Here is a 19,439-nt window from a genome sequence, read left to right as displayed (position 1 = left end):
AGGCATGAGTCCTAATGGATTGATGCCTTTTTTTATTTTATGATGACAGGTGCTTCTTCTTTCACTTGTCGTTCCTGCAAAAAGCGCTGGATTCTTGAAAGTGATTCCTGAAGATGGTCAAGAGACGAAGCATATGAACAGCGAATATGACCTTCACCACTCGGCCCGAAGACATTACCAGGGACAACAGCTACTTTTTCACTCAGGAGCAGCTCCTCGGCAAATTGTTCTGACGTCATGCCCGTCGTTTTAATGGACGGGAAAGCGTAAAATGCGCCGTTTGGCTGGTGGCATGTCAGCCCCAGTTCATTCAAAGAGCCGACAAACAAATTACGGCGCCTTCTGTAGCTTTTCTTCATTTTCTCTACATCTTCAAGCCCATTTTTCAAAGCTTCTTCTGCTGCATATTGTGCCATAGCGGGCGCACACATCATAGAATATTGGTGTATTTTCAGCATAGCATCGCGCAGTACAGGTGGTGCTGCCACATATCCTAAGCGCCAGCCTGTCATGGCAAACCCTTTTGAAAAGCCTGAAATCAGGATCGTTCTTTCCTTCATATCTTGAATTGCCGCTACGCTTGTAAAAGCTTCATCATACGTCAGCTCTGCGTAAATCTCATCCGTGATAATGAGAAGGTCATGCTCTTTTGCAAAATGAGCAATATCTTCAAGCTCTTCCTTTGAATAGACAGAGCCAGTTGGATTTGATGGTGAGCAAAGCAGGATCGCTTTTGTCTTAGGCGTCAGCTTCGTGCGTAGATCCGCCGAGTCTGCTTTGAAATCTTTTTCAGCCGAGGTACTTAAATAAACAGGTACTCCGCCTGCAAGTGTCGTAAGGGCCCCATATGCTACGAAACAAGGCTCTGGAATGATCACTTCATCCCCGCTGTTTAAAATCGCACGAAAGGCCAAATCAAGTGCCTGGCTTCCGCCAACTGTGATAATAAGTTCTTCTTCAGGACTGTAGTCAATGTGAAACCGCTTATATAAATAGTGGCTCAGTTCTTTTCGCAAAGATAACAACCCTGCGTTCGCCGTATAAGAGGTAAGCCCTTGTTCTAATGACATAATACTTGCTTCTCTGACATTCCAAGCTGTCACGAAATCTGGCTCGCCGACACCGAGGGAAATGACCCCTTCCATTGTGGCTGCCAAATCAAAGAATTTCCGAATACCTGACGGCTGAATGCTTTGTACCGTTTCAGATAAATAAGACTTTTTCATTTAAGGAGACACCACGATTCTTTTGTCATCGTCTCCTGTTTCAAACACTTTCCCATCATGTTTATATCTCTTCAAAATAAAGTGGGTAGTTGTTGAAACCACGGAATCAAGTGTCGATAATTTTTCAGATACGAAGCGGGCAATATCAGACATAGATCTTCCGCGGATCACAACAGATAGATCATAAACACCTGACATGAGATAGACAGACTCCACTTCCTGAAAGCGATAAATACGTTCAGCAATTTCATCAAATCCGACGCCTCTTTTTGGTGTCACTTTTACATCAATCATTGCTGTGACGCCTTCATGACCATCCACTTTACGCCAGTCAATCATGGTTGAATAATCAATAATGACTTTTTGATCTTCTAGTTTTTGAATAATGGCTTCTGCTTCTTCTGTTGTCACGCCTGCCATTTTTGCAATTGTATTTAAATCGGCGCGGCTGTTTTCATCTAAAATCTCTAATATTTCAGTTTCTTTTTCTGTTAGTTTCATTTGATTTCACACCTCAGATTGTAAAAGCTAGTTTTAAAAAATCTTCTGAACATTATAGCACGTTTTTCCCATTATGCTAAGCAGGGAAAAGATGCTAACCATAGCTTAAAATCCACTTTTTAGGGTACAATACAGTCACCTAACAGAGAGAGTATCAAGTATCGGAGTGATGAGTGTGGACTTTGTTCAGCCAGCTTATATGAAAAGTAAATTCGGTTTAGATATCTATTATGAGCACTATCCAAATAAGGGGAAGAAAACATTGATCTTAATTCACGGACTCTTCTCTTCTACCTTCAGCTATCGAAAGCTCATCCCGCTTCTGAAACAAGACTTCAATTTAATTGCAATCGATCTGCCGCCGTTTGGACAGTCCGAGAAGTCGAATACGTTTATTTACAGCTATCGCAACATGGGAAAGATCATTATTGAGCTAGCTGGTTACTTGCAGATTCAGCATGCGATCCTAGTGGGTCATTCGATGGGCGGCCAAATTGCTTTATACGCTGCATCTGAACGGCCAGACCTATTTGAAAAGGCGGTACTTTTGTGCAGCTCAGGGTATTTAAATAAATCAAAGAGATCGCTTGTTTACAGCACATATATTCCTTATTTTTATCTCTATCTTAAAAGAAAGCTCTTGAAGCAAGGCATAATGAAAAATTTAACCGCTGTTGTACATGATCATTCCATCATTGATCAAGAGATGGTGGACGGATATTTAAAGCCTTTTTCTGATGATCAAATTTTCCGAGGAATTTTCCGCTTGATTCGGCACCGGGAAGGCGATTTGACCTCGGATGTCCTAAAGAAAATGGAGACACCAGTGCTGCTCATTTGGGGTGAGGAAGATCGGATCGTTCCCATTCAAATAGGAGAAAGACTGCACAAGGATCTGCCAAACTCGACCTTGCATGCATTAAAAAAAACCGGGCACCTCGTTCCTGAGGAAAATCCGGTCTTTGTGTCTGATCAAATCGGACATTTCAGCCTGTCTTAGCGTGTGCAGGAGCTGCTGTCTCGTATGACGAAAAGCTGATTCGCTATATGTTGACAGCTTTCGAAAGGCAGGAGCTGCTCAAATGAGTGATGATAAATGGCTTGAATGTCTTTTGCTAAAGATAAAGAGTCTTCTGCGTCGTATAATGCACTGATGACGTCAGCAGGCTCCGTTTCATAAAAGTCCTCTCCATATTGAAAAGGGTCCCATGCCTTAATAAGTTGAATCATCTCTTCTACAGCTTGACTATCTTTCATCGGTATCACCGCTTATAATAAATTTTGTGATGTTTATTTTAGCACAACCAACAATGGTTGAAAAACGGCTAGAGGTGGGTTTCATGAATTTCGACGAACAGATCATACGTAAAGGTTCAAAATCAGTGAAATGGGACCAAGCAGAGTCTTTGTTCCTGACAACAGATGCGCTGCCGATGTGGGTGGCAGATATGGATTTTAAAGCGCCGCAGGTCGTCCTTGATGCATTGAAAGAGCGATTGGATCATGGCGTATTTGGCTATGCCTTTCAAGACCAGGATACGCAGCAGGCAGTAGCCGAATGGCTCAAAAGAAGACACGGGTGGTCGATTCAGACAGAAGCCGTCACCTTCACACCAGGGATCGTCACGGCACTTAGTTTTGCTGTCCAAGCCTTTACAGCACCGAATGACGAAGTGGTCATACAGTCACCAGTGTATACGCCTTTTTATCAAATGATTGAGCGAAATGGACGTACAGTCTCAACCAACCCTTTAAAAATAGAAAACAACCGCTATCTTATGGATTTTGATGATTTAGAGAAAAAACTGAGCAGACCAGAAGCGAAGCTCATGTTCCTATGTCATCCGCATAATCCGTCCGGAAGAGCGTGGACAAAAGAAGAATTAAAGCGAGTAGGAGACTTATGTGTCAAGCATGGTGTCACAGTCGTTTCAGATGAGATTCATTCTGATTTGATGCTATACGGAAAGCCGCATGTGCCATTTGCTAGTCTTTCTGACGACATAGCACATATCACAGTGACGTGTATTGCACCAAGTAAAACATTTAATTTAGCTGGCCTCCAAGCATCTGCCATTATCATTTCCGATGAAGAAAAAAGAACCCTTTTCACCAATGAATTGCAAAGAAACGGACTAGCCAAACTGAATGCATTTGCGATTCCTGCGATGGAAGCAGCATACCGCCACGGGGATGAGTGGCTCGATGCACTTGTTCTTTATCTCGAAAGCAATATGAAAATGGCGATGGACTATATTGACGAACACCTTCCAAATATGCGTTATATGAAACCAGATGCTTCTTATTTATTGTGGCTGGACATTCGGGATTATCAATTCAGTCAAGCGGAATTGAAACGGAATCTGCTGAAAAAGGGCAAAGTGATCCTAGAGCTTGGTCACGTGTATGGACACGAAGGAGACGGCTTTATTCGGATGAATCTCGGCTGTCCTGCTTCAACAGTCAAAGAAGGATTGAAACGCCTTCATCAAGCGTTCACGCGATCATCTGAATAAGCCCTATACGATCGAAAGAACATCCTAACGGGTGTTCTTTTTAAAGAAAAAAACCCTCCTTTTATCATATCTACTTTGTACATGAGATGATATAATGAGAGGAATTACAATTATTTACGAGGAGAGCATTTAAATGGAAATGTTCAAGGATTTTCTGCTCCATGTATCTTTTATTCTATTTCCAATCTTTTTATATCATGCGCTATGGCTAAGCCGGACCCCTGCTCATTTCCCAAAAACGAATAAACTGCTCATCACAGTATTCGCATCCATCTCTTCAGCACTATGTATTATATATCCAGTTGGTTCGATTTTAGATTTGCAGACTGGGCTTCAATCCATCCCTCTTGTACTTGCCATTTTATACGGAGGGTACACTGCTGGGATCGTCGCCATCTTGATAAGTTCCATGGTCAAATTCGTGATGTATGGCTCCTTCTTATGGGTTGGAATCATTGTTGTTCCGATTTACTTTTTCATCCCATTTCTGTTCTACCGGAAATGGCGTCAATATTCGAAGCTGAAAAAGCTGATGTATGGAGTGCTTATCGGTTTATCCAAAGGATTCTTTATTTACATTGGACTGTTTGCGGTCAGCTTAATGGAATACAGCCCAGCCTTTATTATGCAGCAAAAGTTACTTGAGTTATTTTTCTCAACCCTTTACTACATATTCTTTCTTGTGCTAAGTATCTATTCCATTGAATTCGTCAAAGAAAATGCGCAAATGAGAACACAGCTCGTCCAGTCAGAAAAGCTGACCATTGTAAGTGAACTCGCTGCAAGCGTTGCCCATGAAGTACGCAATCCGCTGACAGTGGTGAGAGGCTTTATCCAATTGCTCTTTTCTAGTGACAATACAAAAGAGCCGTCAACCAATAAAGATTATAAAAATCTCGTTCTGTCAGAGTTAGACCGGGCGCAGGATATTATCACGAGTTATCTTGACATTGCGAAACAAAATTATTATCAAATTGAATCTCTCAATCTATCTAAATTACTAGAGGAATGTGCATCACTGATGACATCCTATGCGAATTTCAAATCGGTCACGATTCATCAATCCATTGAACCAGACTTATACATTCAAGGGGATGAAACGAAGATCAAGCAAGTCATGATTAATTTAATCAAAAATGCGATTGAAGCAGCCCCAGAACACGAAGGGGAAATTGAACTTTTTGCTTCAAAAGAAAATCATAAAATATGCCTTTATTTCGTGGATAACGGTGTAGGAATGACAGAAAGCCAAATGAAAAAGCTTGGCGAACCATATTACACCCTGAAAAATAAAGGGACTGGACTTGGGCTGACAGTGACATTTTCTATCATTGAAAATCACCATGGAACCATTCGTTTCAAAAGCTCGCTGCAGTCTGGTACAACCGTCACCGTGAAGTTTCCTGAAGATACAAGAAGAAAATGATCAATCCATTTTTTTTGTCCTTTTTTCATCTATCCGCTCCTGCTTCTTAGACGCACGAACGATCAGACGAAAGCAAATAAATGCAGCAATAAAGAAAATCACCGTGGTGATTGCCGCTGGGATGTACTCCCTTTTTTCTTCAGGAAAATACAGTAGAAAGAGTGCGATGAACGACAGCATTCGCCATTCCCCCTTTTGCTCGTTTACTTCACTATATTGGCTAAAAGAAATGAAATACCTTCCTGCGAGAAGGAAATGGAGGAATTTCACATGACAGACATTCAAATTGGACAAGTTGTGAAAGGATTTTACAAAACAGGTGTTTACGTTGGGGAAGTGACAGCAGTGAAACCATCGACCTATCTCGTTCAAGTAAAAGCCGTTCTGACACATCCCACTCAAGGCGACCTGCATCACCCAAAAGAAGCAGACGTGCCTTTTTTCCAAGAGAGACGGGCTTTGGCCTATCGTGAACAGACGAATATCCCTCATCATATGGTGAAGCCTTATGATGGCGGTATACCAGATTATCAAGTATCACTAAAAGAAGCTGTAGATAAATTAAAACAAACGCTCCATGCGGATGATTCCAAATGGGCTGAAAAATCAAGAGCATGCCTATCTTCTCTCGAAAAAGATTATTTTCCAGAAGACGCCCGCTAATCAGCCGAATCAAAAAAGTGTGAGAAATCGATCAGCTCACCAATTTTGGTTGTTTGCGGATTTTCCACATAGGCTCTGTCTTTTTCAAAAAGGGTTAACAGCTGATAAGTCGTCATGGCATCATCAAGTGCTTTATGATGCTTACCAGCTTCTTCACTGCCGTATTCCTTTGCCGCTTTGCGAAGCCCTGTCAGTGTACGATCACCAAAAAAGGTTTTATACTCAAAGGCGAGGTCCCTCAGCTTTCCCTTAAAAGGAAAGGCGATGTGATTGAGCATACAGTTTTGCTTCAGCACCTTCATGTCCATATTGCCCCATGTAATAATCTCACAATCCTCTCCCTCATCAAGCGACACGAGCTTCTCGATAAACGCCTCAAAGGAAATTCCGCTCTCTACATCCTGCTGCGTAATGCCGAGGAACGATTTACAGCGTTTCGTCAGCTTCGGAAACTTTTTCGGTTTGACGTAGCTAGAGAAAGTGTCTATAATCGTTTCACTTGCCGCTTTCACTACCCCAGCTTCAATAATTTCAGGAAAAAAATTTTGTGGATGATACTTTCCATCAGGCATCGTAAATTCAAAATCGACCACAAGCACCGCCTTCTGTTCCACCAGTCTCACCTCACTTTCTCGTCAGTTTTTCATCCTGATATCATTATATTAAGACGGACCTTGAAATCACTTCATTTTCTTGAAAATAATGCAGATTCACTATGCCCAACCTATCATCAGATGAAAGATCGTTTATTTTCCTTTATAATTATTAAGGAACACGAAATAAATAAAGAAGGTGGTCTCTATCACAAACAGGAAGAAAAACTTGTACATCATGTGGTTTGTGAACTTTTTTGTATCTGCCAGCATTACAATGATCGTCCCTTTTTTATCACTTTACATAGAATCTCTTGATAGCAGCTATTCAAATGAATTTGTCCAAAGGTGGAGCGGCTATGTCTTTGGGGTCACGTTTTTAACGGCCTTTCTGATTTCTCCGATTTGGGGACGGATTGGTGACCGTCATGGCTATAAAAAGATTTTGCTCATTAACGGAATTGGGATTGCAACAAGTATTCTATTAATGGGGCTTGTGCAAACCGTTTATCAGCTATTCGCACTGCGGCTCTTCATGGGGCTTGTCACAGGCTTTATCTCGACTTCAATGGCACTGATCTCTGCACAGACGGAAAAGGCAACTGCAGGTAAAACCCTTGGAACGATGCAGATGAGTAATGTTGCCGGGGGGTTGTTTGGTCCATTAATGGGCGGCTTCATGGCAGACAGCGTCGGATTTATTTATACGTTTTTCCTCACAGCGACTGTCATTTATGTGTCAGCTATTGTGATTATTTTCGGAGTGAAAGAACAGCCCATCCGTTCAAAAGAAGCAAAGCGCGTTTCTTACTCACGGAAGGATGTACTCGTTCATATTTTCAAACAGCCTTTGCTTGTGGTCACGATGCTTTTAACGTTTATTACACAAGTAGGGAACTTTAGCATTCAGCCACTTTTGGCTTTATACATTCATGATTTACACGGTCCTGTTAATCTCGCATTTTATGCGGGTCTTGCGTTCTCTGCAACTGGACTTGGCAATCTGCTCTTTACACGAAAATGGGGAGATCTCGGAGATCGAATTGGTCACGACAAGGTGCTGCTTGCCCTTCTCATCCTCTCCTCTATTTTATTCATCCCGCAAGCGATGGCGGATTCCTATGTGATGTTAGTACTTTTCCGTTTTCTATACGGAATGGCACTTGGCGGGATTATTCCGTGTACGACAGCGTATATTCGGATCAAAGCACCTGCCTCTATGCAAGGGGAAGTGCTTGGATACAATGTCAGCTTCCGATTTCTTGGGAATGTCGTCGGTCCGGTGATTGGAGGCATTGTGGCGAGTCATTACGGGATTCCAGCTGTCTTTTATGTCACCGCCGGAATTTTTCTGTTTGGCGCGTTATTTTTATGGGCGGTCCGCTCGCATGGGAAGACAAAAGAAAGGAGTGTCTGATCCAGCATCAGGTACTCTTTTTTCATGTGTAGAAGCCTTATTCACTAGTCTTCAAGCCCATTCTTTTCTAAAAATAACCTTCTCGTATTCGCAAAAGAATGGTACGATATGGCTAGAAAATTGAAGAAAGTGAGTGACCTCATGTTTCGTGCAATCATTGGTTGGTTATTACTTGCTGCCCTCATTCCATTATTTGTTCTGACTTTTTATCTATCAAAGGAAGAAGCTGCAAGTGTCAAGCCTGTTAACGAAGTGCTTGATCAAAAAATCAAGCTGGAAAAGATAGATTTTTCCCAAAACAGTTATATGTATGATCGGGATGGTTCTCTCATCTCTGAGATCGTATCAAACGATGAAAACCGAGTGTTCGTGACGTATGATAAAATTCCTGATTCTGTGAAGGAGCTGTTCCTCCGCTCAGAGGACCGGAACTTTTATGACCATAAAGGCATTGACTTTATGGGGGTTGTTCGTGCCCTTGCCTCAAATGTCAAAAACCATGGCATCAGCCAAGGAGCGAGTACGATCACACAGCAGTTATCCCGCAACTTATATTTAAGCCATGAACGTTCGTTCACCCGAAAGTTTACAGAGCTTCTCTATTCCTATGAATTAGAGCGGAAATTCTCGAAAGATGAAATTCTCGAAAGCTATTTAAATACGATTTATTTCAGTAATGGTGTTTACGGTGTCGGTTCTGCGGCTAATTACTATTTTGATAAGCCGCTTAGTTCTTTAACGCTTGCACAGATGGCATTTATCTCTGCGATTCCAAACAACCCAACACTGTATGACCCATTGAAACAATTCAAGCACACGAAGAAACGCCAAGAACGACTGCTTGGTATTTTAAAGAAAGACGGCGTCATCACCAAAAAGCAATACAAAAAAGCCGTCAAAGAAAAAATCAGCCTGTCCTTAAGTGAAAAGAAAAACCTTTATCCTGACTATGTGACATATACCAATGAGGAATTTACCGATCTTGTGTCAGATCAGGAAGGCTTTACAAAACGATTGAAGAAAGCCAAAACAGATGGAGCAAAAAAAGCCATTCAAAAAGAATTATCTGAAAAAGTTAGTGCCCTGCTTCAGGATGGTGTCAAAATTTATACGGCACTTGATCCTTCCTTACAGCAACGAGCCGTCTATCAGCTCAATGCGCAACTCCCTTACCAAGGTGTAGAAGGCGGATCAGCGGTCATTAATCATGAAACGCATCAAGTTGTCGCACTTGCTGGCGGAAAAAACTACAAGAAGTTTGATTTCAACTACGCCTATCAAGCGCAAAGACAGCCTGGTTCTGCAATTAAGCCGCTTTTAGACTATGGTCCTTACATCGACCAAACCGGTGCAACAGCTTCAAGCAAAATCAGTGCCGGCAAGTTTTGCAGCAGCGGATACTGTCCGCAGAACTATAATCATAAAACGTATGGAACTGTCACACTTGAAACAGCCTTTAAGAACTCTTACAATACACCTGCGATCCGAATGCTGGATACAGTCGGTGTCAAAAAAGGCTTCAGCTATTTAGAGAAATTCTCATTCGAGCATATCGTAGCGGATGATTATCGCCTTCCTTCTGCACTTGGCGGATTTACGAAGGGCTTCTCACCGCTAGAAATAACAGATGCGTATACCGTCTTTGGTAATCAAGGAGCTTACACGCAAAGTCATTCGATCACAAAGGTAACAGACTTAAACGGTAAGACCCTTTACAAGTGGAAAGAGTCACCGAAGCAAGTGTATTCTCAGCGGACAAATGACACCATGCGTAAACTGCTTGCCTCCGTTGTAAAAAGCGGAACAGGGAAAAAAGCGAATTTCAGTTCCCCTTACATTGGTGGTAAAACAGGGACATCCAATGACTACAAAGACATTTGGTTTGTTGGACTGACAGATCAATATACAATGGGTGTATGGGTTGGAAGAGATAGAGGAACGGTTGAATCAATTTACAGCTCCAGCCCGCACTTACGTATTTGGAAAAATACGATGCAATACGCCAGATAAACAGGAGGTTTGATTGCAATGCATTCAACACATCCACCCCATTTAATTTTATTTGACGGTGTCTGCAACGTGTGCAGCGGCGCTGTTCAGTTTGTGATTAAGCGTGATCCAGATGAGCGAATGATGTTTGCTTCATTACAATCAGATACAGGGCAGCGCATTTTAAAAGAAAATGGTTTGCCTTTAGATGAGTTCAATTCATTCATTTATATTGAAAAAGGCACCCTTTATACGAAGTCGACAGGCATCTTAAAAACCACGCGGCATTTAAAAGGGATCTACAAATGGAGTTATTTACTCATTGCCATTCCCCGCCCTATCCGTGATTGGTTTTATGAGCGGATGGCGAAAAATCGCTACAAATGGTTCGGTCAAAAAACATCTTGTATGATGCCTACACCCGATATTCAAAAACGGTTTCTTTCATAAAAAAGCATCCTCCGATGGTGGAGGATGCTCACATTGTTGACAAAGGGCTAAAATGATTTTTATTTTAGCCCTTTGTCTTCTTTTCAGCGTGACCTGAAAACCTTTGCAGTCTAGGAAGGACGAGTACCGGAGCGGAGCGAATTGAACATTCGTGAGCACCGGAACGCAGCGAATTGAACATTCGTGAGCACCGGAACGCAGCCCTGACACCGAATGCGAGGGTTTGTCTACACGCTGAGCATCCTCCGATGGTGGAGGATGCTTTCTTTGTCTGTTTAAGAAGGCAGACTCGCCATAACACTGTTATAAAGCTTAATAAATAAGTACAAAATGCCGATTAAAAACGTTGCCCAAAACAGAAGAATAAACATCATAAATCCAATTAAATTCAGCATGGAAAGCGATTGATAAATGCGAACCACAACCCAGATAAAATAGACAAGACTTGCTAAAACAAACAGTCCGACAAGCAGAATCAGCTGCTGCGTCAACAGAAATGCAAGCAAGCTGGCAAATAAATAAACAACGGATGCAATCCGAATTTTCTTTAAGTTCTCCCCTTCAGGATCTTTCGCGAAAAAGAGTAGTGCCAGCTCTAACACCGTATCTGCAATCAGTTTCAAGGCAGATAAAATCATAAAATAAACAAGTGCAAAAGCAGCAAAAAGAGCAAGTCTGATGCCCTGTTCCGAGAAAAATTCCAGCATTCCTTTTAAAATACCTGCTTGAGTCAAGAAATCAGTCGTGATCCCTACTGTGAAAATCGAAAAAGCAGAGCTGAATAGTAAAATCGAAATCAGCGGAAAATATCCAGTCAAATATGTATTTTTCATAAATAGATCCTTTCTCATAAGCTCACATTTATTATGGCTCACTTAAAACGGATTGACAAGATGCTTTCAAAGTAAACTGGCAGCAAAATCAAATTTGTGATTTTGCACGTACATTCCTTCACAAACTTACATTTTCCCGTTAAAGTATTACTATTACGAAAAAATCGTGCGTTAGGGGTATACTCGTGAAAAAAACATTAAGACTGCAAACACGGCTGACGATTTTTGTTTGTATCGTTGTCCTGATCTCCCTTTGTATCACATTCTTTACGATCTGGTCGGAAACAGCTAAGAACATTCATCAGCAGGAACGTGACATCGCCCTCTCCACTGCCAAAATGGTCGCAGAGGCTCCGATCACAGCGAAATCATTAGAAGAAAATCGATCATATTCAGTACTTCGTCAATATACAACAAGTGTTCAGCGAATCACCAAAACTGAATTCGTTGTCGTGATGGATATGAACGGTATTCGCAAAACCCATCCAAATCCGCAGAAGATCGGGAAGCGGTTTGCTGGCGGTGATGAAAAACCAGCATTACAGGGTAAAGAACATATTAGTACGGCTTCTGGAACACTTGGCAGATCCATGCGTGCTTTTGTTCCTGTTTATGCTCAAGATGGAAAGCAGCTCGGGGCTGTGGCAGTAGGGATTACGTTAAAGGAAATTGACTTGATTATTCATCAAAGCTTACTTCCGCTCTACTTCGTCATATCGCTCAGCCTTCTTTCTGGTATCATCGGAGCACTCATTGTGGCACGAAAAGTGAAGAAAATTATGTTTGGACTAGAGCCAGATGAGATCGCTACATTATTAAAAGAACGAAGCGCCATGCTAGAATCAACAAAAGAAGGGATTCTTGCGGTCGATCAGCACGGTAAAATCAAGCTGGCCAACGCTGAAGCCAAACGGCTCTTTCATAATATGGGCATTATGGTTGATCCTAGAGAACAAGATGTTCAGGTGCTCCTCCCTTCAAGCGGCTTAAAGCAAGTCATTGAAACACGCAAGCCGCTGCTTGACCGCGACGTGAGAATGAACGGACTGGAGCTCGTCTTTAACGAGGTCCCGATTACGGTTAAAGGCGAGATTGTTGGGGCAATCGCCACCTTCCGTGACAAAACAGAAGTCAAACACTTGGCTGAGCAGCTGAGCGGAGTCAAAATGTATGCAAATGCCCTCCGTGCCCAGTCACATGAATTTATGAACAAGCTTCATGTTATTTTAGGACTGGTTCAGCTCAAAAACTACGATGACCTTGGCACCTATATCAAAGATATTGCGATATATCAGCAAACGGAAACAAATGAAATCATCAACCATGTGAAAAACTCTGTTTTAGCAGGATTTTTACTAGGAAAACAAAGCTACATCAGGGAACAAGGCGCGACCTTAGAAGTCATATGCAGCACACAAGTCCCAAATTCAGAGGACCCAGCAGTGACGCATGATCTTATTACCGTGATTGGCAACCTGTTAAATAACGCACTCGATGCTGTTTCTCATACTGAGACGAAAAACATCTCAATCTCATTCCGATACGTCCAGGAGCAGCTTCATATTGAGATTACGGACACAGGTGTTGGTCTCACAAAAGACGAACAAGACATCATGTTTGATCAAGGCTTTTCAACTAAAGGAGAAGACAGAGGATTTGGTCTCTACTTTGTTGACCAAAGCATCAAAAAATTGAACGGACACCTGATTGTCACGAGTGAAAAAGGAGAAGGAACGACCTTTAGTCTCCGCATTCCGTATAAACAAAAGGAGGATCCACATGATTAATGTGTTAATAGTAGAAGACGACCCAATGGTTGGGGAGCTGAACAAACGCTACCTGACCCAAATCGACGGTTTTGAATTAAAAGGGATTGCCACCTCTTTTCAGCAGGCACTGGACATCTTAAAAACAGAAGCCATTCACCTTGTACTGCTCGATATTTATATGCCTGGACAAAATGGACTGGTCCTATTATCAGAAATACGCAAACAAAATCATTCTGTTGATGTCATTGTCATTTCAGCTGCCAATGAAGTCGACGTGATCCAGCAAACGATGCGAAACGGGGCCGTTGATTATTTAATCAAGCCATTTGAGTTTGAACGTTTCCAATCAGCGCTCTCAGAGTATAAACGTAAACACGCCTTGTACCAAACGATGAACAGCATCTCGCAAAATGATTTAGATGCGAAGCTCTTTCATAAAAAAGCAGAGACAGAAAAAGTCCTTCTGCCAAAAGGCCTGACCAAAAGCACACTCAAACTCATCTGGACAAGTATTCAATCATTCGGTCATCAAGCTTTCACGACCGAAGACCTAGCAAATCATACAGAAATCTCTCAAGTCTCCATTAGAAAATACTTGAAATTCCTTGAGGACATCGAAGTAGTTGATGTCGAAATGGCATACGGGACAATTGGACGTCCTGTTTTCCAATATAAACTCAGTACAACAAATATGAATTTGATTCAGCAATATCTATAATTTGACACATCTGACCTTTTACAGAGGCCAGATGTTTTTTTATGGCACACGATGTCACAAACCCCTTGATATCAGCGGTTCCACTGTAGTAGAGCACATCACAAAAGCGGCATTATATCATATTTCAGCAGATAAAAAGACATCGAATTTAGCCTTTTAACATTTTTTTTAAAATAAAACAAATTTCTATTTATTTATTCGATTGGAAATGATAAATTATGATTGATTAGTTCAACGAGATATAAGTCTGATGTCTTACATCTTCTCTCCTGCCCTCCACAAGTTTCAGGAGAAAGCAGGATAAAATACCCTATTCAGAAGGGTAAGAAGAGGTAGAACGGTCTTTTTTCGCGAGACTTTTCTGAAACTTTTAAATTTTATAGGGGGTTATGTTTTGAAGAAGCGCAAAATTGGACTAGCATTGTCCTTAGTCGTAGCAGCAGGAACCATCCTTGGAGCATGCGGCAACTCTGGCTCAAACAGCGGTGAAAGCAAAAAAGATAAAGATCAATTCACTGTTGCAATGGTAACTGATGTCGGTGGTGTCGATGACAAATCATTTAACCAATCAGCTTGGGAAGGTTTACAAGCTTTTGGGAAAGACAACAATTTAAAAAAAGGTAAAAACGGCTTTGATTACTTACAATCTAAATCAGACGCTGACTATACAACGAACTTAAACACACTTGCTCGTGAGAAATTCGACCTGATTTATGGAATTGGTTTCTTAATGCAAGATTCTATTAGTGAAATCGCAGATCAACGTAAAAATAATCACTTTGGTATTGTTGATGCAGTTGTGAAAAAAGACAACGTAGCCAGCATTATGTTTAACGAAAATGAAGGATCATTCCTTGTAGGTGTTGCGGCTGCTCTTTCTACAAAATCGAACAAAATCGGTTTTGTTGGCGGCGTTGACTCTGAATTAATCAGAAAATTCGAAGTTGGATTCCGTGCAGGCGTTGAAGCAGCTAACCCGAAAGCAAAAGTGGAAGTGAAATATGCTGGTGCATTCGATAAAGCAGACATCGGTAAAGCAACAGCTGAAAGCATGTACAAATCTGGCGTCGACATCATTTATCACGCAGCTGGCGGTACTGGAACTGGTGTCTTCACAGAAGCGAAAAACCTGAAAAAAGCTGATCCTAACCGTAAAGTTTGGGTTATTGGTGTAGATAAAGACCAGTATGACGAAGGAAAAGTACCTGGAACAAAACAAAGTGTCACTCTTACTTCTATGATTAAGAAAGTAGACACAGCGGTACAAGACTTAACGACGAAAGCAAAAGAAGGTAAATTCCCTGGCGGCGAAGTGATCACTTACGGTCTGAAAGAAGGCGCTGTTGACATTTCTCCATCTCAGGACAACCTTGATAAAGATGTATTGAAGAAAGTAGAAGAATGGAAACAAAAAATCATCAAGGGTGAAGTCAAAATCCCTGCAACACGTGATGAACTAAAAGATTTTAAAGCTTAATTTGAGCATCGGGATAAGCGCGCCTTATCCCCTTGCCTCTCCTTTACCTCCTCTTTATTCGTAAAAGGTGGTAAAAGAAAAGCTGCAGCCTCGCTTTGCAGCTTTTCTTTTGCTAGTTTTTATCTTTATCAGCACCCTAAAAAAGGAGCGGTTAAACCTGTGGATTATGTCATTGAAATGTTGAATATACGCAAAGAGTTCCCTGGCATTGTAGCAAACGACAACATTACGCTGCAGCTAAAAAAGGGCGAAATTCATGCGCTGCTTGGTGAAAACGGCGCTGGAAAATCAACGCTTATGAACGTGCTTTTCGGACTGTATCAGCCTGAAAAAGGTGAAATCAAGGTACACGGAAAACCTGTGACCATCTCTAGTCCAAATGATGCTAGTGATTTAGGCATCGGTATGGTGCATCAACACTTTATGCTTGTCGATACATTCACCGTCGCTGAAAACATCATCTTAGGAAAAGAGCCTAAGAAGTTTGGAAAGATCGACAAAGAACAAGCCATACAGCAAGTACAAGAGCTTTCTGACCGCTATGGTTTAAAAATAGACCCTGCCGCAAAAGTATCTGACATCTCTGTCGGCATGCAGCAGCGTGCAGAAATCTTAAAAACACTTTACCGCGGCGCTGACATTTTGATCTTCGACGAACCAACAGCCGTCTTAACACCTCAAGAAATCAAAGAACTCATACAAATTATGAAAAACTTAATCAATGAAGGCAAATCCATTATTTTAATTACCCATAAGCTGAAAGAAATTATGGATGCCTGTCACCGTGTGACCATTATCCGAAAAGGCCAAGGCATTCGTACACTTGATGTGGAAAGCACAAATAAAGATGAACTTGCGAGCCTCATGGTCGGTCGTGAAGTTTCATTTAAAACAGACAAAAAAGACGCCTCCCCTGCTGAGGAAGTGCTTCAAATTCAAGACCTTACGGTAAAAGACGCGCGAGGAATTGAGGCAGTCAAACATCTCAACCTCTCAGTGAAGGCTGGCGAAATTGTCGGAATTGCTGGAGTAGATGGCAATGGTCAATCTGAATTAATTGAAGCCATTACTGGTCTAAAAAAATCAGAGTCTGGCACGATCAAGCTAAACGGGAAAGCCATTCAAAACCTTCCGCCTCGGAAGGTGACCGAATCTGGAATTGGACATATTCCTCAAGACCGTCATAAACACGGACTTGTGCTTGATTTTTCAATTGGAGAAAATATTTCCTTACAAACGTATTATCAGCGCCCATACTCAAAATTTGGCTTGATGAATATGAAAAATATTTACCAAAAAGCAAAACGAATCATTGCGGAGTATGACGTAAGAACACCGAGTGAATATACAGAGGCACGCGCCCTGTCAGGCGGGAACCAGCAAAAAGCCATTATTGGCCGAGAAGTTGACCGCAATCCTGATTTATTAATTGCCGCTCAGCCGACACGAGGACTTGATGTTGGTGCAATTGAATTTGTTCATAAGCGTCTGATTGAGCAAAGGGACTCAGGGAAAGCCGTCCTGCTCATCTCCTTTGAGCTTGATGAAATTATCAATGTCAGTGATAAGATCGCTGTTATTTTCGAAGGCAGCATTATTGCCATCGTTGATCCAAAAGAAACAACAGAGCAAGAGCTTGGTCTATTAATGGCTGGAAGTACGCAACAGGAAGTGGGGAACGAAGCAAATGTCTAATCGCTTAACAAATCTGCTAATTCCGCTTATAGCCATTGTACTTGGTCTTTTTGTTGGGGCCATTATTATGCTGGCAAGCGGTTATAGTGTCATCGAAGGCTATGGCGCCCTTTGGAATGGCGTCTTCGGTGAAACCTATTATATGGGAGAAACCATCAGACAAGTCACACCTTACATTTTATCAGGACTTGCTGTTGCTTTTGCATTTCGAACAGGTCTCTTTAATATCGGTGTAGAAGGTCAAATGCTGATTGGCTGGGTAGCTGCTGTATGGATCGGTACAACTGTCCATGCACCTATGTATATCCATCTGCCGCTTGCACTCATCACCGCAGCTGCTGCTGGTGCATTATGGGGCTTTATTCCTGGGTTTTTAAAGGCTCGTTTTTATGTTCATGAAGTGATTGTCACGATCATGATGAACTACATTGCCCTTCATGTTACAAACTATTTGATCTCAAATGTCTTAACAAATAATAAAGATAAAACAGAAAAAATCGATGCCTCTGCCTCGCTTCGCTCTGGATTTTTTGAACAAATTACCGATTTCTCCCGGATGCACAATGGTATTTTTGTTGCCATTATAGCTGCGGTCGTGATGTGGGTCATTATTCAAAAAACCTCTAAAGGCTTTGAATTGCGGGCTGTTGGAATGAACCAGCAGGCATCCCATTATGCTGGTATGAACGTTCGTCGCAATATCATTTATGCGATGCTGATTTCAGGTGCTTTTGCAGGTCTTGCAGGCGCAATGGAAGGTCTTGGCACATTTGAATATGCCTCAATTAAAGGCTCGTTTACCGGTGTAGGTTTTGATGGAATCGCCGTCGCTTTATTAGGTGGAAATACTGCTGTTGGTGTTGTTCTTGCTGCGCTGCTGCTTGGTGGATTGAAGGTCGGTGCTTTAAATATGCCGCTTGAATCTGGCGTACCGACTGAGGTCGTTGATATTGTTATTGCGATCATTATTCTTTTCGTCGCCTCAAGCTATATTATCCGTCTTGTGATGAACCAAATGAAGAAAAAGGGGGGAAAATAAGTGGGATTTCTGCAAATTCTTGAAATCATCGTCCCAGCTACACTTGTCTATGCTGCACCACTTATTTTAACCGCTCTTGGAGGCGTCTTTTCAGAAAGATCAGGTGTTGTGAATATCGGTCTTGAAGGTTTGATGGTCGTCGGAGCATTTTCTAGTATTATCTTTAACTTATTTTATGCTGATACGTTTGGGGCGTTGACCCCGTGGCTTGGGCTCCTCGTCGGAATGGCAATCGGCGGATTGTTCTCTTTGATTCATGCAGTTGCAACCATTACATTCCGGGCAGATCAAACGGTCAGTGGTGTTGCCATTAACATGCTGGCACTTGGCGCTACGCTTTTTGTCGTGAAACTCATTTACGGGAAAGCACAAACAGATAAAATTACAGAGCCTTTCTATAAAGGTGATATTCCCCTTTTAAGTGACATTCCGATAATTGGCGATATATTCTTTAAAGATGTTTATTATACATCCATACTCGCATTAGCGCTTGCGGTTGTTGCTTGGTTTGTTTTATTTAAAATGCCGTTTGGTCTTCGTCTTCGTGCAGTCGGAGAACATCCAATGGCTGCTGATACAATGGGAATCAAAGTGTACCGGATGCGCTATATCGGCGTCTTTATTAGTGGACTGTTTGGTGGTCTTGGCGGAGCTGTTTATGCGTCGACCATCGCACTTGATTTCTCACATGCTACCATTACTGGACAAGGCTTCATCGCACTAGCTGCGCTTGTCTTCGGTAAATGGCACCCATTCGGCGCAATGGGCGCTGCTTTATTCTTTGGATTTGCTCAAAGTTTAAGCATCATTGGCTCTCTCCTGCCGCTATTCCAAGATATACCGAACGTGTATATGCTCATTGCACCATATGTGCTTACCATCCTAGCACTCACTGGCTTCATCGGCCGGGCAGATGCACCGAAAGCACTTGGGACCCCTTATTTAAAAGGAAAACGATAAATACGATGTATGATCAATCCCCTGAAGGATAAACTACCTTCAGGGGATTTTTGTATGATAAAAACATAAAAACTCCTGTTTATTTTACTTTTATTACACTTAATTTAGTTTAATAAATAGATGAGTGTCACAGAATCTTCTACAATTGAGACAAATAGCATTTGGGG

19 protein-coding genes are annotated in these 19,439 nt (G+C 41.8%); 13 read left to right on the top strand and 6 right to left on the bottom strand.

What is annotated here, in order from left to right; all coding sequences use genetic code 11:
• Window positions 1–32 precede the first annotated feature (32 nt).
• Window positions 33–1,226, bottom strand: coding sequence for an aminotransferase (locus C6Y07_RS11825; RefSeq protein ID WP_066030476.1), 1,194 nt, complete (start codon window positions 1,224–1,226; stop codon window positions 33–35).
• Window positions 1,227–1,727 carry an Lrp/AsnC family transcriptional regulator gene (locus C6Y07_RS11820; RefSeq protein WP_003213765.1) on the bottom strand — a complete coding sequence of 167 codons (501 nt, stop codon included), beginning with the start codon at window positions 1,725–1,727 and terminating at the stop codon, window positions 1,227–1,229. It abuts the gene before it with no gap.
• Window positions 1,728–1,902: 175 nt separating this feature from the next.
• Between C6Y07_RS11820 and C6Y07_RS11815 the strand changes: the two genes are divergently transcribed.
• Window positions 1,903–2,727, top strand: a complete 825-nt coding sequence (locus tag C6Y07_RS11815; RefSeq protein ID WP_034659788.1) for an alpha/beta fold hydrolase — start codon at window positions 1,903–1,905, stop codon at window positions 2,725–2,727.
• On the opposite strand, the gene C6Y07_RS11810 is transcribed toward C6Y07_RS11815, so the two are convergent.
• Window positions 2,724–2,984, bottom strand: a complete 261-nt coding sequence (locus C6Y07_RS11810; protein ID WP_003213422.1) for a YugE family protein — start codon at window positions 2,982–2,984, stop codon at window positions 2,724–2,726. The genes C6Y07_RS11815 and C6Y07_RS11810 overlap by 4 nt on opposite strands.
• A gap of 83 nt (window positions 2,985–3,067) precedes the next feature.
• On the opposite strand from C6Y07_RS11810, the gene C6Y07_RS11805 reads away from it, so the two are divergent.
• The gene (locus C6Y07_RS11805; RefSeq protein WP_034659792.1) at window positions 3,068–4,243 is read left to right on the top strand and encodes a MalY/PatB family protein; all 1,176 of its coding nucleotides are present in this window, start codon (window positions 3,068–3,070) and stop codon (window positions 4,241–4,243) included.
• Window positions 4,244–4,376: 133 nt separating this feature from the next.
• Window positions 4,377–5,669: an ATP-binding protein gene (locus C6Y07_RS11800; RefSeq protein ID WP_034659793.1), complete on the top strand. Its 1,293-nt coding sequence runs from the start codon at window positions 4,377–4,379 to the stop codon at window positions 5,667–5,669.
• Here C6Y07_RS11800 and C6Y07_RS11795 read toward each other — a convergent pair whose 3' ends face one another.
• On the bottom strand, window positions 5,670–5,849 hold the full coding sequence (locus C6Y07_RS11795; protein ID WP_106156721.1) for a hypothetical protein: 180 nt from the start codon (window positions 5,847–5,849) through the stop codon (window positions 5,670–5,672). It abuts the gene before it with no gap.
• Window positions 5,850–5,939: 90 nt separating this feature from the next.
• Here C6Y07_RS11795 and kapB point away from each other — a divergent pair, with 90 nt between their 5' ends.
• The gene (gene kapB / locus C6Y07_RS11790) at window positions 5,940–6,332 is read left to right on the top strand and encodes a kinase-associated lipoprotein KapB (RefSeq protein WP_034659797.1); all 393 of its coding nucleotides are present in this window, start codon (window positions 5,940–5,942) and stop codon (window positions 6,330–6,332) included.
• On the opposite strand, the gene kapD is transcribed toward kapB, so the two are convergent.
• On the bottom strand, window positions 6,329–6,946 hold the full coding sequence (gene kapD, locus C6Y07_RS11785) for a 3'-5' exonuclease KapD (RefSeq protein WP_034659799.1): 618 nt from the start codon (window positions 6,944–6,946) through the stop codon (window positions 6,329–6,331). The genes kapB and kapD overlap by 4 nt on opposite strands.
• A gap of 217 nt (window positions 6,947–7,163) precedes the next feature.
• Here kapD and C6Y07_RS11780 point away from each other — a divergent pair, with 217 nt between their 5' ends.
• The 3 genes from C6Y07_RS11780 (at window position 7,164) to C6Y07_RS11770 (ending at window position 10,781) form a co-directional block, all read left to right on the top strand.
• Complete coding sequence (locus C6Y07_RS11780) at window positions 7,164–8,342, top strand: MFS transporter (protein ID WP_249117089.1); 1,179 nt, start codon at window positions 7,164–7,166, stop codon at window positions 8,340–8,342.
• Between the two features lie 108 nt (window positions 8,343–8,450).
• Window positions 8,451–10,352, top strand: a complete 1,902-nt coding sequence (locus tag C6Y07_RS11775; protein WP_066030475.1) for a transglycosylase domain-containing protein — start codon at window positions 8,451–8,453, stop codon at window positions 10,350–10,352.
• Window positions 10,353–10,370: 18 nt separating this feature from the next.
• Entirely contained in the window at window positions 10,371–10,781 is a 411-nt protein-coding gene (locus tag C6Y07_RS11770; RefSeq protein WP_106156719.1) for a thiol-disulfide oxidoreductase DCC family protein, read from the top strand.
• Between the two features lie 275 nt (window positions 10,782–11,056).
• Here the strand turns inward: C6Y07_RS11770 and C6Y07_RS11760 are convergent, their stop codons facing one another.
• Entirely contained in the window at window positions 11,057–11,614 is a 558-nt protein-coding gene (locus C6Y07_RS11760) for a YufK family protein (protein ID WP_034659805.1), read from the bottom strand.
• 185 nt (window positions 11,615–11,799) lie between these two features.
• Here C6Y07_RS11760 and malK point away from each other — a divergent pair, with 185 nt between their 5' ends.
• The 6 genes from malK (at window position 11,800) to C6Y07_RS11730 (ending at window position 19,272) form a co-directional block, all read left to right on the top strand.
• Window positions 11,800–13,401, top strand: coding sequence for a malate sensor histidine kinase MalK (malK, locus tag C6Y07_RS11755; RefSeq protein WP_106156717.1), 1,602 nt, complete (start codon window positions 11,800–11,802; stop codon window positions 13,399–13,401).
• On the top strand, window positions 13,394–14,101 hold the full coding sequence (locus C6Y07_RS11750) for a response regulator (protein WP_034659808.1): 708 nt from the start codon (window positions 13,394–13,396) through the stop codon (window positions 14,099–14,101). The genes malK and C6Y07_RS11750 overlap by 8 nt, the downstream gene beginning before the upstream one ends.
• Before the next feature lie 394 nt (window positions 14,102–14,495).
• A complete protein-coding gene (locus C6Y07_RS11745; protein WP_034659810.1) occupies window positions 14,496–15,578 on the top strand; it encodes a BMP family lipoprotein in 1,083 nt (360 codons plus the stop codon).
• 159 nt (window positions 15,579–15,737) lie between these two features.
• Window positions 15,738–17,273: an ABC transporter ATP-binding protein gene (locus C6Y07_RS11740; protein ID WP_060597206.1), complete on the top strand. Its 1,536-nt coding sequence runs from the start codon at window positions 15,738–15,740 to the stop codon at window positions 17,271–17,273.
• Window positions 17,266–18,312 carry an ABC transporter permease gene (locus C6Y07_RS11735; RefSeq protein WP_106156715.1) on the top strand — a complete coding sequence of 349 codons (1,047 nt, stop codon included), beginning with the start codon at window positions 17,266–17,268 and terminating at the stop codon, window positions 18,310–18,312. The genes C6Y07_RS11740 and C6Y07_RS11735 overlap by 8 nt, the downstream gene beginning before the upstream one ends.
• Entirely contained in the window at window positions 18,313–19,272 is a 960-nt protein-coding gene (locus C6Y07_RS11730) for an ABC transporter permease (protein WP_060597207.1), read from the top strand. It abuts the gene before it with no gap.
• Window positions 19,273–19,439: the final 167 nt, after the last annotated feature.

This window comes from Bacillus sp. LNXM12-1 (assembly GCF_003004375.1).
Taxonomy (GTDB): domain Bacteria; phylum Bacillota; class Bacilli; order Bacillales; family Bacillaceae; genus Bacillus.
Note: the sequence above shows the minus strand (reverse complement) of the source record. Positions and strands in the feature narration are given on the sequence as shown.

What these genes read in the sequence shown, in the direction of transcription:
- C6Y07_RS11735 (WP_106156715.1), top strand. Translation starts at nt 17,266, where the DNA reads ATGTCTAATCGCTTAACAAATCTGCTAATTCCGCTTATAGCCATTGTA.
- C6Y07_RS11760 (WP_034659805.1), bottom strand. Translation starts at nt 11,614, where the DNA reads ATGAAAAATACATATTTGACTGGATATTTTCCGCTGATTTCGATTTTA.
- C6Y07_RS11820 (WP_003213765.1), bottom strand. Translation starts at nt 1,727, where the DNA reads ATGAAACTAACAGAAAAAGAAACTGAAATATTAGAGATTTTAGATGAA.
- C6Y07_RS11780 (WP_249117089.1), top strand. Translation starts at nt 7,164, where the DNA reads ATGTGGTTTGTGAACTTTTTTGTATCTGCCAGCATTACAATGATCGTC.
- C6Y07_RS11795 (WP_106156721.1), bottom strand. Translation starts at nt 5,849, where the DNA reads ATGCTGTCGTTCATCGCACTCTTTCTACTGTATTTTCCTGAAGAAAAA.
- C6Y07_RS11825 (WP_066030476.1), bottom strand. Translation starts at nt 1,226, where the DNA reads ATGAAAAAGTCTTATTTATCTGAAACGGTACAAAGCATTCAGCCGTCA.
- C6Y07_RS11810 (WP_003213422.1), bottom strand. Translation starts at nt 2,984, where the DNA reads ATGAAAGATAGTCAAGCTGTAGAAGAGATGATTCAACTTATTAAGGCA.
- kapB (WP_034659797.1), top strand. Translation starts at nt 5,940, where the DNA reads ATGACAGACATTCAAATTGGACAAGTTGTGAAAGGATTTTACAAAACA.
- C6Y07_RS11805 (WP_034659792.1), top strand. Translation starts at nt 3,068, where the DNA reads ATGAATTTCGACGAACAGATCATACGTAAAGGTTCAAAATCAGTGAAA.
- C6Y07_RS11770 (WP_106156719.1), top strand. Translation starts at nt 10,371, where the DNA reads ATGCATTCAACACATCCACCCCATTTAATTTTATTTGACGGTGTCTGC.
- C6Y07_RS11800 (WP_034659793.1), top strand. Translation starts at nt 4,377, where the DNA reads ATGGAAATGTTCAAGGATTTTCTGCTCCATGTATCTTTTATTCTATTT.
- C6Y07_RS11775 (WP_066030475.1), top strand. Translation starts at nt 8,451, where the DNA reads ATGGCTAGAAAATTGAAGAAAGTGAGTGACCTCATGTTTCGTGCAATC.
- C6Y07_RS11750 (WP_034659808.1), top strand. Translation starts at nt 13,394, where the DNA reads ATGATTAATGTGTTAATAGTAGAAGACGACCCAATGGTTGGGGAGCTG.